Here is a 16,489-nt window from a genome sequence, read left to right on the forward strand (position 1 = left end):
CGGCGGCATGGGACAGCGGAGGGGCAGCAGCGGGTCGCGCCCGCCATCGCACCGTGGCTACCGGCTCACTTCCTGAGCCGGTAGACCACGGTGTCGCCGTAGGCGCCGACCACCTCGTAGTGCGAGTCCAGCAGGTCCTCGATCCTGGGCACCAGGTAGGGCTGGTAGGGCGCGTGGCCGGAGTCGTCCACCACGATCTCCGGCAGGCCGTTGGTGGACAGCTCCTTGTCGAAGGTCTGCCAGGCGTCGGGCACGCTGTACTGCTCGCCGACGTCCGCGCTGCCCTTGCCACCGCTGAAGTTGGTCAGGAAGCCGGCCGTCAGGTAGCGGGTGGCCGGCTTGCGGTCGGAGAGCCAGTAGAGCTCGGGGTGCATGCCCCAGACCAGCACGGTGTCCTTGGGCGTGCTGCGTTCGGCGACCGCGGTGGCCACCTGGGCGGTCTGGCTCATCTGCGCGCCCGGCCAGGCCAGTGCCAGGGTCCAGAAGGCGCAGGCGGCGGCCGTGTTGTAGAGCAGCACCGGCTTCCACGCGATCGCCGAGACGCAGACCGCGCCGACCCCCAGCAGCACCAGCGGCGGGATCGTCTGCAGGTAGTAGTGGCCGTAGAAGTGGAAGCCGACGCAGACCCCGACCACCGAGGAGAGCAGCCAGACCCACAGGTCGCCGGCCGAGCCGTGCACCCGGACCGCGGTGGCGGGCGAGGGGCTCTGCCCGGTGCGGTAGCGCTGCCAGAGCCGGTGCCCGAGCGGGAAGAGGAAGCCCAGCGCGGCGGCGAGCAGGATCGCCGAGTTGCCCAGCGCCCGGCCGAGCATCAGCAGCCAGTCGCCCCCCAGCGAGGCGTAGTCGCCGTTGCCGGTCACCACCCAGGAGAGGAACCCCTTGGGCTTGGTCAGCAGGGCGGCGACCAGCGCTATCGGGACCGCGAAGCCGAAGGCGACCTTGAGCAGCGCCGGCTTCCAGGGCGCGCCGCGCCGCCGGGTGTCCTGCAGCAGCATCCAGAGCACCGGCAGCAGCACCGCGCCGCCGGTCTGCTTGGTCAGCGAGCAGAGGGCCACCGCGATCCCCGCCGCCAGCCAGCGCCGCCGCTCCGCGTAGCGGAAGGCCGCCACCATCGCGGGCAGCATGAAGACCTCGAAGGTGGCCGCCTGGGTGTCCTCCGGGGAGAGCCCGATGGAGGCCAGCAGGTAGAGCGCGCCCGCCGCGGCGCCGGCCCGGTTGCCCCAGCGCCCGCGGGCGATGGAGGCGAGCATGATCGCGGTCACCAGGTGGGCGACGATCGCCAGGGTGCGCAGCGGCCAGAGCGAGAGCGAGCCGAAGAGCGAGAAGCAGGCCTCGTAGAGCCAGGGCAGCAGCGGCGGCTTGCGGTCCACGACCGTGTCGTAGAGCACGCCGCCGTCCGCCAGCATCCGCGCCTGGGTGGCCAGGTAGCCCTCGTCGGGGCTCCAGACCGGGCGGACGAAGGAGGGGATGTGGGTGAGGACGGCGAGCAGCGTGAGCACCGGCACCACACGGGTCCAGTACCCCGTGCGGAGGCGCTCGGGTAGCCGCGAGGTCAACGCGGCAAGGCGCACGGGGGTCGGGATCTCGGTGGGCACGAGTGACAACCTACCCGGCGGGATCGGCGGCGGTGACGCCGATCCCGCTTTCAGATAGGACTGTCACACTGTCACAGAGATCAAGATGACCACCCGCTCAGGCGCGGACCGGCTGCGTGACGTCGAGGCGCGACACCAGCGCCGTGACCTGCCGGGCGATGTCCGGGGCGGTCAGGCCGATCTCGGCCAGGATCTCCTCGCGCTTGGCGTGGTCGAGGAACTCCTGCGGGATGCCGAAGTCGCGCAGCGGCAGGTCCAGCTCCGCGTCGCGCAGCGCCTGGGAGACCGCGGAGCCCACCCCGCCGGCCCGCCCGTTGTCCTCGACCGTGACGACCACCCGGTGCTCGGCCGCCAGGCCCGGCAGGGCCGCGTCGACCGGCTTGACCCAGCGCGGGTCGACCACGGTGGCGGTGATGCCCTGGGCGTCCAGCAGCGCGGCCGCCTCCAGGCAGAGCGGCGCCAGCGCGCCGACCGAGACGATCAGCACGTCCGCGCGCTGCTCGCCGGCGGGCAGCTGCTCGGTGCGGCCGTGCAGCACGTCCATGCCGCCGATCCGGCCGAGCGCGGCGACCGCGGGGCCCACCGAGCCCTTGGAGTAGCGCACGACGGTGGGTGCGTCGGTGACCTCGACGGCCTCGCGCAGCTGGGCGCGCAGCTGGTCGGCGTCGCGCGGGGCGGCCAGCCGCAGGCCGGGCACGACCTGCAGGATCGACAGGTCCCACATGCCGTTGTGCGAGGCGCCGTCGGTGCCGGTGACGCCCGCGCGGTCCAGCACGAAGGTGACGCCCAGGCGGTGCAGCGCCACGTCCATCAGGACCTGGTCGAAGGCGCGGTTGAGGAAGGTGGCGTAGACCGCGACCACCGGGTGCAGGCCGGCGGTGGCCAGGCCCGCCGCCGAGACGGCCGCGTGCTGCTCGGCGATGCCGACGTCGAAGGTCCGCTCGGGGAAGGCCTTGGCGAAGTCGGCCAGGCCCACCGGGTGCAGCATCGCGGCGGTGATCGCCACGATGTCCTGGCGCTCGCGGCCCAGCTCGACCATCTCGTCGCCGAAGACGGAGGTCCAGTCCTTGCCGGAGCTCTTCACCGGCAGGCCGGTGTCGGGGTGGATGACGCCCACCGCGTGGAAGCGGTCCTCGTCGTTCTGCAGCGCGGCGTGGTAGCCGCGGCCCTTCTCGGTGATGACGTGCACGATCACCGGGCCGCCGAAGCCCCGCGCCTTGCGCAGCGCGGACTCCACGGCGGCGATGTCGTGGCCGTCGATGGGGCCGAGGTACTTCAGGCCCAGGTCCTCGAACATGCCCTGCGGGGCGATGAAGTCCTTCAGGCCCTTCTTGGCGCCGTGCAGCGCGCCGGCCAGTGGCTGGCCCAGCACCGGGGTGCGCTGCAGGGCGTCCTTGCCCCAGGTCAGGAAGCGCTCGTAGCCCTGGGTGGTGCGCAGCGTGCTCAGGTGGTTGGCCAGGCCCCCGATGGTGGGCGAGTAGGAGCGCTCGTTGTCGTTGACCACGATGACCAGCGGGCGGTCCTGTGCCTCGGCGATGTTGTTGAGCGCCTCCCAGGCCATCCCGCCGGTCAGCGCGCCGTCGCCGGTGACCGCGACCACGGGGCAGTCCCGGTGCCCCAGCAGCTGGTTGGCCTTGGCGATCCCGTCGGCCCAGCCGAGCACGGTGGAGGCGTGCGAGTTCTCGATGACGTCGTGCTCGGACTCGGCCCGCGAGGGGTAGCCGGACAGGCCGCCCTTCATCTTCAGCCGGCTGAAGTCCTGCCGGCCGGTGAGCAGCTTGTGCACGTAACTCTGGTGCCCGGTGTCGAAGAGGATCCGCTCGCGCGGCGAGTCGAACACCCGGTGCAGGGCGATGGTCAGCTCGACCACACCGAGGTTGGGGCCCAGGTGTCCGCCGGTCTTGGCGACCTCCTCGATCAGGAAGCCCCGGATCTCCTCGGCCAGGGCGACCAGCTGCCCCGGAGTGAGCCGGTCGAGATCGCGCGGTCCCCGAATGCGGGTCAGCAGGGGCACCCGTTCCTCCTCTTTCGCTACGTGTCCGGGCCGGGCCCGGTGCGGGGGTCTCGGACCGCCCGACCAAGTGAGTCTAATGTCCACCCGTCGGACAGCTCGCGGGAGGGACGCTTTCGGGCCTGCCGTGGGGGCGCGAGCACCTGCCCCGAGCGCCCCGAACCGAGCGCCAAAAAGCAGGGCGCGCCCCTTGGGTAGGGGCGCGCCCTGGCAGGTGGCGGCTTTCGGTCAGCCGCGGCCGGAGGACTTCTGGGTCCGGCGGGAGACCGAGTCGAGCACCACCGCGGCCAGCAGCACCGCGCCGGTGATCATGTACTGGATCGACTGGCTGATGCCCTGCAGGTCCAGGCCGGTGACGATGGACTGGATCACCAGCATGCCCAGCAGCGCCGACCAGGTCTTGCCCCGGCCGCCGAAGAGGCTGGTGCCGCCGATGACGGCCGCCGCGATCGAGTTCATCAGCACGTTGCCGCTGCCGAGCTGCTTGTCCGCGAAGCCGGCCTGCGAGGCGATGAACAGACCGCCGACCGCGGCCAGACCGGCCGAGATCATGAAGACCGAGATCCGCACCCGGGCCACGTTGATGCCGGCCCGGCGGGCCGCCTCGACGCCGCCGCCGACCGCGAAGACCTTGCGGCCGTAGGAGGTGCGGCGCAGCACGAAGTCGGTGACCACGACCACACCGAGGAAGACCACCAGCGCCAGCGGCAGGCCGCGGTCCTGGTTGAGGGTGTACGCGGCGCCGAAGGCGAGCACCGCCAGCAGCACGGCGCGCAGCACGACCTCGCTGACCGGCTTGGCCGGCAGGCCGGCCGCCCGGCGGCTGCGGGCGCCCATCAGGGCGGCGACCAGGTAGCCGGCCACGCTGACCGCGGCCAGGCCGTAGGCGGCGGCGACCGAGTCGAAGAAGTAGTTGTCCAGGTTGGCGATCACGCCGCCCGGGATGTTGTTGAGCGTGCCGGTGTTGCCCATCACGTAGCCCTGCAGGCCGCTCCAGGCCAGCAGGCCGGCCAGCGTCACCACGAAGGCGGGCACGCCGATCTTGGCGAAGAAGAAGCCGTGCAGCGCGCCGATGGCCAGCGCCGCGCAGATGGCTATGACGGCGGCCAGGTACTCGTTGAGGCCGTGCTGGATGGAGAGCACCGCGGACACCGCGGCCGAGACACCGGCCACCGAGCCGAGCGAGAGGTCGATCTCGCCCAGCAGCAGCACGAAGACGATGCCCACCGAGATCAGGCCCGGGCCGGCGATGTAGAGGGTGATGTTGGAGAGGTTGCCGGCGGTGAGGAACTTGCCGGTGATCAGCTGGAAGATCGTGGCGATCAGCACCAGCCCGATCACCACCGGGACCGACCCCAGGTCGCCGCTGCGCAGCTTGCTCTTGAACTCGTTCAGGTAGCCGCTCAGGCCCTGCTCGCGGACCAGCAGGCGCGGGTCCACGGCGGAGGCGGGCGCCGCGGCGGAGGTCTCGGTCACAGTGCTGCCGTTCGTCGTCTTGGTGCTCGAGTGCTTGCTCACTTGGACCCCTCCGCGACCCGGGCCTGACGGCGGGTCACCGCGTTGTCGGTGGCGCCGGTGATGGCCGAGATGATCGTTTCGTGGCTCGTGGTGGCGACCGGGAAGACGCCGTTGTTGCGGCCCAGGCGCAGGACCGCGACCTGGTCCGCCACCGCGCGCACGTCCGCCATGTTGTGGCTGATCAGGATCACGCCCAGACCCCGCTCGCGCAGTCGCTCGACCAGGTCGAGCACCTGGGCGGTCTGCTCGACGCCCAGCGCCGCGGTCGGCTCGTCCAGGATGACGATCTTCGGGTCGCCGATCAGCGCACGGGCGATGGCGACCACCTGGCGCTGGCCGCCGGAGAGCGCCGCGACCGGGATGCGCACGCTGGGGATGCGGATGGAGAGCGTGTCGAGCAGCTCCTTGGCCCGCTTCTCCATGGCGACCTCGTCCAGCCGGCCGCCGCGCACGATCTCGCGGCCGAGGAAGAGGTTGGCGACCACGTCGAGGTTGTCGCAGAGCGCGAGGTCCTGGTAGACCGTCGCGACACCCAGCGCCTGGGCGTCCTGCGGGCGGTTCACGTGCACCGGACGGCCGGCCCACTCGATCCGGCCCTCGTCGATCGGGTGCACCCCGGCGATCGTCTTGACCAGGGTGGACTTGCCCGCGCCGTTGTCACCGACCAGGGCGACCACCTGGGAGGCGCGTACCTCCAGGTCGACACCGGTCAGCACCTGGACGGCGCCGAACCGCTTGGAGACTCCGCGCAACGCCAGTACGGGTGCGTCTGTCTGGACCATCTGTCTGGGCTCCTTCGTTCCGACTGTCGGGGGTCTGCCCCGTCCGTCGGGCCAGCCGCGCGCCGCCCCGGGCGCGAAAGGGGTAGTGCGAGAGAGAGAAGGGGCGCACGCGGTTCAGACGCGCGCTCCGCAGTCACGGCAGCGCCCGGCCGGACCCGTCCGTGGGGAACGGGTCCGGCCGGTGCGGCGGTTACTGGATGTTGGCGGCCTTGCAGGCGTCGGCGTACTGCGCGGTGCAGATGTCCGAGGCCTTGTAGAGGCCGTCCGCGATCACGGTGTCCTTGACGTTGGCCTTGGTCACCACGACCGGGGTGAGCAGCAGCGAGGGGATCTTGGCGCCGTCGCTGTCGGTGGAGGCGGTGGCGGTGCCACTGACGTCCAGGCCGTGCAGCAGGTCGACGGCGAGGGTGGCGGCACCCTCGGCCTCCGGCTTGTACGCCTTGTAGATGGTGTAGGCCTGGTCGCCCGTCAGGATCCGCTGGATCGCGTCGGAGGCGGCGTCCTGGCCACCGACCGGCATGTTGGTGATGCCGGCGGTCTTCAGCGCGGTGATGATGGCCGCGGCCATGCCGTCGTTGGCCGAGTAGACGGCCTGGAAGCCGTTCTTGGTCAGCGAGGTGATGGCGGCACCGATCTTCTGGCTGGCCACGGTGGGCTTCCACTCACCGGACTGCTCGTAGACGATCTTGCCGACGCCGCTGTCCAGCACCTTGTGGGCGCCGGCCTTGAACATGCCCGCGTTCGGGTCGGCGTCGTCACCGTTGATCATGACGACGTTGGCGCTCTTGGCGTTGGCGCCCAGCGCGTCGATCAGCGCCTGGCCCTGCAGCTCGCCGACCTTCTCGTTGTCGAAGGAGATGTACGCGGAGACCGGGCCGGAGGCGAGGCGGTCGTACGCGATGACCTTGACGCCCTTCTTCTGCGCGTCGGTGACCCAGGACGCGGTGCCCTTGGCGTTGACCGCGTCGAGCAGGATCACCTTGACGCCCTGCGAGACCAGGGTGTCGAACTGCTGCTTCTGGGTGGCCGCGTCACCGTTGGCGTTGTTGTACTTGACGGTGCAGTCGGTGCAGAGCTGCTTGACCTTGGCCTCGATCAGCGGCTTGTCGAAGGACTCGTACCGAACCGAGGAGGAGTTCTCCGGCAGGAGCAGGCCCACGGTCTTGGTGTCGCCGGAGCTTGCCGAGGTGCTGCCACCCGCCTTGCCACAGGCGGCCATCGAGAGGGCCATCGAGACCGCGGCAGTTCCGATGACGACGCGACGCATCATTGCGTTCATGGTGGGGGAGCCTCCCTGACAGGGCCGCAACATTGCGGCGAGGTGGAAGGAGTCAACCCGCCACCTCGGCTTGCCGTCAACAAGTAAAACCAAGCCAGGGGCGATCCAAACCCTTTCGTTATCTTCCTGAAGCCCCAACCGAGACCAAACGGACAGATCCCACAAGATTCACTGACACTCCGACAGGTTCTGACGGTCAGCCACGGGCTGCCGCGGCCTGTCCGGTGTGTCCCAGTGCGCCCGTTTCGCCCATCTCGCTCATCACCAGCGCGAGCGCGCCCAGCACCTCCGCACGACCACCCAGCGTGCCCGGAACGATCGACAACTGCCGTGCGGCGGACGGGATCGCGTACCGCGCCACGGAGTCGCGGATCGGCGAAAGCACCAGCTCACCGGCCTCGGCGAGGTCTCCGCCCAGGATCACCCGGCGCGGGTTGAGCAGGTTGCAGAGCGTTGCCACCCCGGTGCCGATCTGCCGGCCGGCGTCCGCGATCACCCGACGGCAGCCGAGGTCGCCCTGCTGGGCCAGTTGCACGACCGAGGAGAGGGTCAGCTCGCGATCATGGCTCGCGTTCAAGAGGTTGAGCAGGTAGCGCGAGCCGACGAAGGTCTCCAGGCAGCCGCGGTTGCCGCAGCGGCAGACCGGCCCGGCCTCGTCCAGCGTGATGTGGCCGATCTCGCCGGCCGTGCCGCCCGGGCCGCGGTAGATCTGCCCGTTGATCACCAGCCCGGAGCCGACACCGCTGGCCACCTTGATGTACGCCAGGTCGCTCACCCCGCGCCCGGCGCCCCAGACTAGCTCGCCCAGCGCACCGAGGTTGGCGTCGTTGTCGACGTACACCTCCATCCCCAGCCGGGCGGAGAGCTCGCGGCCCGGGGCGATCCCGGTCCAGCCCGGCAGGATCGCGGTGGACCCCAGCGCGCCGGTCTCCACGTCGATGGGCCCGGGCACGCCCAGACCCACCCCGATCACCTTGTCCGGCCGGAAGCCCGCCTGCTTCAGCAGCCGCTCCACCAGGGACTCCGCCCGGGCGAAGCCCTGCTCGGCGGAGACGTCCACGTTCATCGGCTCGCTCTCCTCGGCGAGCACCCGGTGCGCCAGGTTGCCGACCGCGACCCGCAGGTGCGAGTGGCCGAAGTCCACCCCCACCACGATCCCGGCGTCCCCGCTCAGCGAGACGCTGCGCGCCCGGCGCCCGCCCGAGGAGGTGTCCGCCACCACGACGGTGCCGCTCTCCTTGAGCTCGCGGACGATGTTCGAGACGGTGGCGGCCGACAGCCCGGTGGAGCGGGCGATCTCGGCCTGGGTCAGGGCCCCTGCCATCCGCACCGCCCGCAGCACCCGTTCGAGGTTGGCTCGGTGCAGCGAGGACTGCGAACCCGGCGTGTCCATGGACATGATTGATCCTCCTCAGGGCCCGGGGACCCGACCGTCCCCGCCCCACGCCGCGCCTTTGCGGCGGAGCTCGCGTGACTACGACCGGACACCACGTGCTGGGGGTGTTCGGGTCAGATGTTCACCTTCAACTTGTGAACTCTATGCTGCGCCGGGCCCGCCGGGCGGCCTCAAGGCCGACACCGGGTGGCCGGCCGGGGTCGGCGGCGGGTGGCCGGGGGCGCGCGAAGGGGCGCGCGCGGCGCTGTGGCGGGGACCGCGGGCGCCGTACCGGCGCGGCACGCACGCCGCACGCACGCCGTACCGGCGCCGTCGTCGCGCCGTGTCACACCTGCCGCTGTCCGAAAATGGCGCCCCCTTACGATGTCCTTATTCTCAGCCGCCCCAGCAGCCCCGGACCGCCTCGCGGAAGCCGGAGCCGGGCGGCCCACATACGGACAGTGACGGGGCATCACATGGCAGGGGATCACCAGGGCGCCGGCGGCGCGCCGGGCGGACAACCGGGCGGTCGGCCGGGCTTCGACCCGGCCGCGGTCGCGGACCAGCGGACACAGCTCGACGGCGCTGCGATCCCCCACCAGGCCGCCCCGACCGCACCGCCGGCCGGAGCGCCGGGTGGCGCACCCGGTGGCGACCTCCACTACCAGCCGACCGCGCTCGCCTTCCCGGCGCAGGGCGCGATGCCGCCGGCGGGACCCGGCGGGCAGCCGCCGGCGTTCGGCGCGCCGACCGGACCGGTCGGCCCGTACGACCCGCAGGCCGCGGGCGGCTACGGCTACCCGCAGGGCCCGCCCACCCCGCCGCCCGCCCAGGGCTACGCCGCGCCGCAGGGCGGCGGCTACGCCCAGCACCCCGCGCCGCCCCAGCCGCCGGCCGGCTACGGAGCGCAGCCGTACGGCGGGCAGCCGGGGGTCCCCGGGGCACCGGCCGGGCCCGGTTACGGCTACCCCGGGCCGATCCAGCCCACGGCCGCGCCGGCCAAGCAGCGCAACCCGATCCTGGTCTTCGGCGCGGTCGCCGGCTCGGTGCTGGTGGTCGCCATCGTGATCGCCCTGGTGGTCCTCTTCAAGGGCTCCCCCTCGCCCGGCACCAGCGGGGGCGGCACGGGCGGCGGAGGCGGCGGTGGCTCCGACGCCGGGAAGTACGCGGTCACCTGGACCGTCCCCAAGTCCACCGCCAGCGGCAGCGACGCGCGCACCATCGGCCAGTGGACCACCGACAAGCTGGTGGTGCGCGGCGACGCCACCGGGCTGGTGGCCTACAACCTCAGCGACGGCAAGGCCGCCTGGACGCTCAAGGTGCCCAGCGGCGTCAAGGCGTTCTGCAGCATGTCCTCGACCATCAACAAGAACAGCGTCGGCGGCGTCAGCTTCAACCTCGGCGACGACGACTGCGCCGGGCTCGGCGCGGTCGACGCCACCACCGGCAAGCTGCTCTTCCAGGTCGGCTCGCCGCTCAAGAGCAAGAGCTTCGACACCAAGGTCACCGTCACCGACACCACGCTGGCCGCCGCCAGCGGCGCGCTGCTGGCCGGCTACAACCTGACCGACGGCAAGTCGCTCTGGTCCTACAAGGACCGCGCCGACTACTGCTCGGAGAACGCCGACGCGGCCGGGGGCCTGGTGGTGGTCAGCGACTACTGCTCGGACTCCTCGCCCAAGCAGCAGCTGACCGTGCTGGACGCCAACACCGGCAAGAGCACCCAGACCTTCTCCCTGAAGGACGACAACGAGCGGCTCACCAGCATCGTCTCGGTCAAGCCGCTGGTGCTGGAGATCTCGGCCGGCTACGACGGCGACTTCGTGCAGGGCATCGACGCCTCCAACAACCCGATGGCGAAGATCCCGCTCAAGGTCACCGGCGAGGACCGGCTGCAGCTCTCCGCCGCCTCCGACCCGTTCGCCAAGAGCCTGGTGATCGGCAACACCCTCTACGTCGAGGTGCAGCAGAACAGCAAGACCGCGATCCGGGCCATCGACCTGGTCTCCGGCAAGACCCTGTGGACCGTCGACGGCGGGGCCGCGGACGGCCTGCGCCTGGTGGACCACAAGTCCGGCACCGCCGTCACCGCGATCGCGATGGCCGGCTACAACAAGACCTCGCAGGTGGTCACGCTCTCGGCGGCCGACGGCAGCGCGACGCCGGTGGGCGGCTTCAGCACCAAGAACCAGAGCTTCATGCCGTTCGAGGGTGCCGAGGTGCTGCTCTCCGACGACGGGCGGGTGCTGAGCATCCCGCAGCTGCCGATCGACTCGACCATGACGATGTACGGCAAGGGCTGACGGGCGGGGCGTGAGTGCCGGCGGGCCGGCTGCCGGCGGGCACGGGTGGTCACCGAGGTGACGCCCGTGCCCGCTTCGCGTTCGGGTGCGTCCCCGGCGCGTGCCGGTGCGTCCCCCGTGCGTGCCGGTGCGTCCCCCGTGCGTGCGGGTGCGTCCCCGGCACCGAGATCGAGGCCGTGATGCGCCAGGTGCGTCCCCCGTGCGTCCCCCCGGTGCCGTAGTGCCCGACCGGGCGGCTGACGTACCGCCTGCCGTCACCGTCCCGCAACCGTCCCGTCGCCGTCCGTGGCTTCCCCGCCCCCGCCGACAAACCTCGTGGCCCCCGGCGGGCGACATGGGAGGATGCGAACCACAAAGCCTGACGAAGGAGTCCCGCGAGTGCCTGGCACCAACTTGACCCGTGAGGAGGCCCGCACCCGGGCCGCGCTCCTCCACGTGGATGCGTACGACATCGAGCTCGACCTGAGCTCGGCCCGTGACGGGGGTACCTTCCGGTCCACCACCGTGGTCCGGTTCACCGCCAATCAGCCCGGTGCCTCCACCTTCATCGACCTGGTCGCGCCCGCCGTGCGGGAGATCGTCCTGAACGGTGAGCCGGTCGCCCTGGAGGCCTTCGCCGACAGCCGGATCGCGCTGAGCGGCCTGGCCGAGCAGAACGAGCTGCGGGTCGTGGCCGACTGCGCCTTCACCAACACCGGCGAGGGCCTGCACCGGTTCGTCGACCCGGTGGACGGCGAGACCTACCTGTACAGCCAGTTCGAGGTGCCCGACGCCCGCCGGGTGTTCGCCTCCTTCGAGCAGCCCGACCTCAAGGCGGCCTTCCGGTTCACCGTCACCGCGCCGCGCGGTTGGGTGGTCGTCTCCAACTCCCCCACCCCCGAGCCGGTCGGCGACGGCGACACCCAGCTGTGGTCGTTCGCCCCCACCGGCCGGATCTCCACCTACATCACCGCGATCATCGCCGGCCCCTACGTGGGCGTCTTCGACGAGTTCGTCGACGGCGAGCAGCGCGTGCCGCTGGGCATCTACTGCCGCCCCTCGCTGCGGGAGTTCCTGGACGCCGACGCGATCTTCGACGTCACCCGCCAGGGCTTCACGTACTTCCAGGAGAAGTTCGACTTCGCCTACCCCTTCGAGAAGTACGACCAGCTCTTCGTCCCGGAGTTCAACGCCGGCGCGATGGAGAACGCGGGCGCGGTGACCTTCCGCGACCAGTACGTCTTCCGCTCCAAGGTGACCGACGCCTCCTACGAGGCGCGCGCCACCACGATCCTGCACGAGCTGGCCCACATGTGGTTCGGCAACCTGGTCACCATGGAGTGGTGGAACGACCTCTGGCTCAACGAGTCGTTCGCCACCTACGCGGAGATGGTCGCCCAGGTCGAGCCGGCCGGCACCCGCTGGCCCAACGGCTGGACCACCTTCGCCAACCAGATGAAGACCTGGGCCTACCGCCAGGACCAGCTGCCGTCCACCCACCCGATCATGGCCGAGATCAACGATCTCGAGGACGTGCAGGTCAACTTCGACGGCATCACCTACGCCAAGGGCGCCTCGGTGCTCAAGCAGCTGGTGGCGTACGTCGGCCAGGACGCCTTCTTCGAGGGCGTGCGCGCCTACTTCAAGCAGCACGCCTGGGGCAACACCACCCTGGCCGACCTGCTCGGCGCCTTGGAGAAGGCCAGCGGCCGCGACCTGAAGACCTGGTCGAAGTCCTGGCTGGAGACCGCCGGCATCAACATCCTGCGCCCGGAGATCGCGGTGGACGCCGACGGCGTGATCACCTCCTTCGCCGTTCGCCAGGAGGCCCCCGCCCTGCCCGAGGGCGCCAAGGGCACCTCCGCGCTGCGCCCGCACCGCATCGCCATCGGCAGCTACGACCTGGTCGAGGGCAAGCTGGTGCGCGTCGACCGGATCGAGCTGGACGTCGACGGCGAGCTCACCGAGGTGCCGCAGCTGGTGGGCCGCACCCGTCCCGCCGTCGTGCTGCTCAACGACGACGACCTCTCCTACGCCAAGCTGCGCCTCGACGAGGCCTCGCTCACCGCGGTCACCGCGCACCTGGGCGACTTCGCCGAGCCGCTGCCGCGCGCGCTGTGCTGGGCGGCCGCCTGGGACATGACCCGCGACGGCGAACTCGCCACCCGCGACTACCTCGCGCTCGCCATCGCCGGCCTGCCCGAGGAGTCGGACATCGGCGTGGTCCAGTCGGTGCACCGTCAGGTCAAGCTCGCGCTGCACCTGTACGCCGACCCGGCCTGGCGCGAGGCGGGCCTGGGCCGCTGGGCCGCGGCCGCCGAGGAGCGCCTGCGCTCCGCCGTCGCCGGCAGCGACCACCAGCTCGCCTGGGCCAAGGCCTTCGCGTCGGTGGCCCGCACCCCCGAGCAGCTCGCCCTGCTGGCCGGTCTGCTCACCGGCGGCGTCGAGGTGCCGGGCCTGGCCATCGACACCGACCTGCGCTGGGACCTGCTCACCCGCCTGGTCGCCGTCGGCCAGGCCGACGAGGAGGCGATCGCCGCCGAGCTGGAGCGCGACAACACCGCGGCCGGCCAGGAGAAGGCCGCCACCTGCCGCGCCGCCCGCCCCACCGCCGAGGCCAAGGCCGAGGCGTGGGCGTCGGTCGTCGACTCCGACGAGCTCACCAACTACGTCCAGGAGGCGGTGATCAGCGGCTTCGCCGTCGCCGACCAGCGCGAGCTCCTGACGCCGTACGTGGGCCCGTACTTCGACGCGCTGCTGAACATCTGGGAGACCCGCAGCCACGAGATCGCCCAGCAGCTCATCATCGGCCTCTACCCCGCCTACGAGGTCGAGCCGGCCACCCTGGAGGCCACCGACGCCTGGCTCGCCGCCGCCCAGCCGGCGCCGGCCCTGGCCCGCCTGGTCGTCGAGTCCCGCGCGGGCGTCGAGCGCGCCCTGACCGCCCAGGCCGCCGACCGCGCGGCGAGCGCGCGGGCGTAGTCGCCCGACGGCGTGAACGAGCCGGTGGCCCCCGCGTGCTGACGCACCGGGGGCCACCGGCTCTTGGCGTTCGTGCCGTCGGACGTTCCACGGCGGCACGGGAGCGAGGTCCTTCCCCACCTCTGGGCGGCCGGGGCGGGTCAGGGGCGAGGTCAGGGCAGGGTCAGGAGGAAGACGGTGCCGTGGCCCGGGGGGTGGGCGAGGGTGAGGGTGCCGGCGTGGGCGGTGGTGATGGCGTGGGCGATGGCCAGGCCCAGGCCGGTGCTGCCGGTGGTGCGGGTGCGGGTGGGGTCGCCGCGGACGAAGCGGTCGAAGACGTGGGGGGCGAGGTCGGGAGTGATGCCCGGGCCGTCGTCGGTGACGGTCAGGTGGGTGCCCGGGGCGCCGTCGGGAGCGGGGGCCAGGCGGACGGTGACGGTGGTGCCGGGCGGGGTGTGCCGGTGGGCGTTGCCGAGCAGGTTGGCGAGGACCTGGCGCAGGCGGTCCTCGTCGCCGGTGACCAGCAGGGGCTCGGCGGGGAGGTCGAGGCGCCAGTGGTGGCCGGGGCCGGCGGCGCGGGCGTCGGCGGTGCAGTCGAGGACGAGGCGGGTGAGGTCGACCTCGGTGGCGGCCAGCGGGCGGCCGGCGTCCAGGCGGGCGAGCAGCAGCAGGTCGTCGACGATGCTGCCCATCCGGCGGGACTCGGCCTCGATCCGTTCCAGCGCGTGGCGGACCGGCGGGGCGATCGGGTCCGGATGGCGCAGCGCCAGTTCGGCGTGGCCGCGGACGGTGGCGACGGGGGTGCGCAGCTCGTGGCCGGCGTCGGCGGCGAACGAGCGCAGCCGGTCCTCGACGGCGTGCCGCTGGCCGAGCGCCTCCTCGACGTGGCCGAGCATGCGGTTCAGGGCCAGCCCGACCCGGCCGGTCTCGGTGGCGGGGTCGGCGTCCGGCACGCGGTCGGAGAGCACCACCGCGCCGCGGGCCAGCGGCAGCACGCTGACCCGTTCGGCGGTGTCGGTGATCCGGGCCAGCGGGCGCAGCGCGAGGCGGACCCAGAGCGCGCCGGTGACGCCGGCCACGGTGACGGCGGCGGCGAAGACGGTCAGCTCGATCACCATCATCTGGTGCTCGGTGTCGCGCAGTTGGCGCAGCGGCAGGCCGGTGACCAGGACGTCGTGGTCCGCGCCGGCCATGGCGCGCACCCGGTAGTCGCCGAGCTGGGAGAGGACCACGGTGCGGGCCGCGCCGCCCACCGGGAGGGCGGCCAGCGCGCGCTGGTCGGCCGGAGTGAGGCGGACCAGGTCGTCGGTGTCGGCGGGGGTGGTGCCGGCCGCCACCGCGTCGTCGTCGGCGTCGCCGTCGACGACGCGGAGGAGGCCGACGGCGACGCCGGCGTTGGTGCCGGTGCCGCCCAGCAGCGGGGCGGCGACGGTGCCGGGGGCCTGGGCGCGGGTGTCCCGGGGCGCGGCCCGCGGGGACTCCCCGGTGGACGGGCCGGGGGTGGCGGGGGCGGTGGAGGAGGATGCGGAGGAGGCCGTGGCGGCGGGCGCGGGCGCGAGGTGTTCGAGGCTGGCGGCGTAGCGCCCGCCGGTCTCGGCGAGTTGCTGGTCGAGCCGGGCGAGCAGGAAGTGCTGCAGCGCCCCGGTCACCGTCAGGCCGACCCCGGCCAGGGTGAGCACCAGCAGGGCGAGCAGACCGGCGATCAGCCGCGCCCGCAGGGTGCGCGGCGGCGCCAGGGCCACGCGGGGCCGGCGGCGCCCGCTCACGCGGCCGGCGTCGGGGTCGGGGGCCGCAGCAGGTAGCCGGCGCCCCGGACGGTGTGGATCATCGGGGGCCGGCCGGCGTCGATCTTCTTGCGCAGGTAGCTGATGTACAGCTCCACCACGTGGGCCTGCCCGCCGAAGTCGTAGGACCAGACGGCGTCCAGGATCTGCGCCTTGCTCAGCACCTGGCGCGGGTGGCTCATCAGGTAGCGCAGCAGGGCGAACTCGGTGGGGCTCAGATCGATCGGCTCGCCGGCCCGGCTGACCTCGCGGGCGGCCTGCACCAGCACCAGGTCGCCCAGCACCAGGGCCCCCGAGGGCGGCGCGTCGGGGGCGCGGCCGGTGGCGGCGTCCGCCCGGCGCAGCAGGCCGCGCAGCCGGACCACCACCTCGGCGAGGCTGAACGGCTTGCTGACGTAGTCGTCGCCGCCCGCCGCGATGCCGGCGATCCGGTCCTCGACGGCGTCGCGCGCGGTGAGGAAGAGCACCCGGGTCTCCGGGTGGTCCTCCTGGATCCGGGCGAGCACGGTCAGGCCGTCGAGGTCGGGCAGCATCATGTCGAGCACGACGGCGTCCGGCGCCCAGGCCCGGGCGGCGTGCACGGCCTCGGTGCCGGTGGCGGCGCCGAGCGCCTCCCACCCCTCGTAGCGCAGCGCGCCGCAGAGCACCTCGACGAGGTCGGGCTCGTCGTCGACGACCAGGATGCGGCGGGCGGTGGTCATGGAATCCGTTCGGCCGGGGGCGGGCGCAGGGCGGCTGCACGTGGTGGTGTGGACCCATTGTGGCGGACCCGGATGAGAACTCGGTGAGATCCCCAGGGCCACCAAACCTGTCCTGAGCTGCGGAAACGTGTCCTCAAAGCGGTATCGGGCGGTCGGCATTCAGAGCGTACTGAGAGCTTCCGGTGACAGTGTGGCGGTTCC

Annotated in this window: 10 protein-coding genes; 2 read left to right on the forward strand and 8 right to left on the reverse strand. The window is 72.4% G+C overall.

All coding sequences use genetic code 11. The features are described 5' to 3' along the window. Positions 1 to 65: 65 nt before the first annotated feature. The 6 genes from ABD323_RS01925 to ABD323_RS01950 form a co-directional block, all read right to left on the reverse strand. Complete coding sequence (locus ABD323_RS01925; RefSeq protein ID WP_344438237.1) at positions 66 to 1,595, reverse strand: ArnT family glycosyltransferase; 1,530 nt, start codon at positions 1,593 to 1,595, stop codon at positions 66 to 68. A 97-nt stretch (positions 1,596 to 1,692) separates the two neighbouring features. Then, positions 1,693 to 3,609 carry a 1-deoxy-D-xylulose-5-phosphate synthase gene (gene dxs / locus ABD323_RS01930; protein ID WP_344438240.1) on the reverse strand — a complete coding sequence of 639 codons (1,917 nt, stop codon included), beginning with the start codon at positions 3,607 to 3,609 and terminating at the stop codon, positions 1,693 to 1,695. Positions 3,610 to 3,834: 225 nt separating this feature from the next. Then, positions 3,835 to 5,124: a sugar ABC transporter permease gene (locus tag ABD323_RS01935; RefSeq protein ID WP_425555827.1), complete on the reverse strand. Its 1,290-nt coding sequence runs from the start codon at positions 5,122 to 5,124 to the stop codon at positions 3,835 to 3,837. After that, positions 5,121 to 5,906: an ATP-binding cassette domain-containing protein gene (locus ABD323_RS01940; RefSeq protein ID WP_344438242.1), complete on the reverse strand. Its 786-nt coding sequence runs from the start codon at positions 5,904 to 5,906 to the stop codon at positions 5,121 to 5,123. Before ABD323_RS01940 ends, ABD323_RS01935 begins: the two co-directional genes overlap by 4 nt. Positions 5,907 to 6,096: 190 nt before the next feature. After that, positions 6,097 to 7,185, reverse strand: a complete 1,089-nt coding sequence (locus ABD323_RS01945; protein WP_344438244.1) for a sugar ABC transporter substrate-binding protein — start codon at positions 7,183 to 7,185, stop codon at positions 6,097 to 6,099. Positions 7,186 to 7,381: 196 nt separating this feature from the next. Further along, the gene (locus tag ABD323_RS01950; protein ID WP_344438294.1) at positions 7,382 to 8,578 is read right to left on the reverse strand and encodes an ROK family transcriptional regulator; all 1,197 of its coding nucleotides are present in this window, start codon (positions 8,576 to 8,578) and stop codon (positions 7,382 to 7,384) included. Between the two features lie 458 nt (positions 8,579 to 9,036). On the opposite strand from ABD323_RS01950, the gene ABD323_RS01955 reads away from it, so the two are divergent. Together ABD323_RS01955 and pepN are read left to right on the forward strand one after the other, a co-directional pair. Beyond that, positions 9,037 to 10,863 (forward strand): outer membrane protein assembly factor BamB family protein, encoded by a 1,827-nt coding sequence (locus ABD323_RS01955; protein WP_344438246.1) that lies wholly within the window; start codon positions 9,037 to 9,039, stop codon positions 10,861 to 10,863. A gap of 378 nt (positions 10,864 to 11,241) precedes the next feature. Continuing rightward, positions 11,242 to 13,824, forward strand: coding sequence for an aminopeptidase N (pepN, locus tag ABD323_RS01960; RefSeq protein ID WP_344438248.1), 2,583 nt, complete (start codon positions 11,242 to 11,244; stop codon positions 13,822 to 13,824). A 152-nt stretch (positions 13,825 to 13,976) separates the two neighbouring features. Here the strand turns inward: pepN and ABD323_RS01965 are convergent, their stop codons facing one another. Both ABD323_RS01965 and ABD323_RS01970 read right to left on the reverse strand, forming a co-directional pair. Next, a complete protein-coding gene (locus ABD323_RS01965) occupies positions 13,977 to 15,569 on the reverse strand; it encodes a sensor histidine kinase (RefSeq protein ID WP_344438250.1) in 1,593 nt (530 codons plus the stop codon). Further along, the gene (locus tag ABD323_RS01970; protein WP_344438252.1) at positions 15,566 to 16,288 is read right to left on the reverse strand and encodes a response regulator transcription factor; all 723 of its coding nucleotides are present in this window, start codon (positions 16,286 to 16,288) and stop codon (positions 15,566 to 15,568) included. Before ABD323_RS01970 ends, ABD323_RS01965 begins: the two co-directional genes overlap by 4 nt. Positions 16,289 to 16,489: the final 201 nt, after the last annotated feature.

Origin of the sequence: Kitasatospora nipponensis, from assembly GCF_039528135.1 — a bacterium.
In the GTDB taxonomy this organism is placed as follows: domain Bacteria; phylum Actinomycetota; class Actinomycetes; order Streptomycetales; family Streptomycetaceae; genus Kitasatospora; species Kitasatospora nipponensis.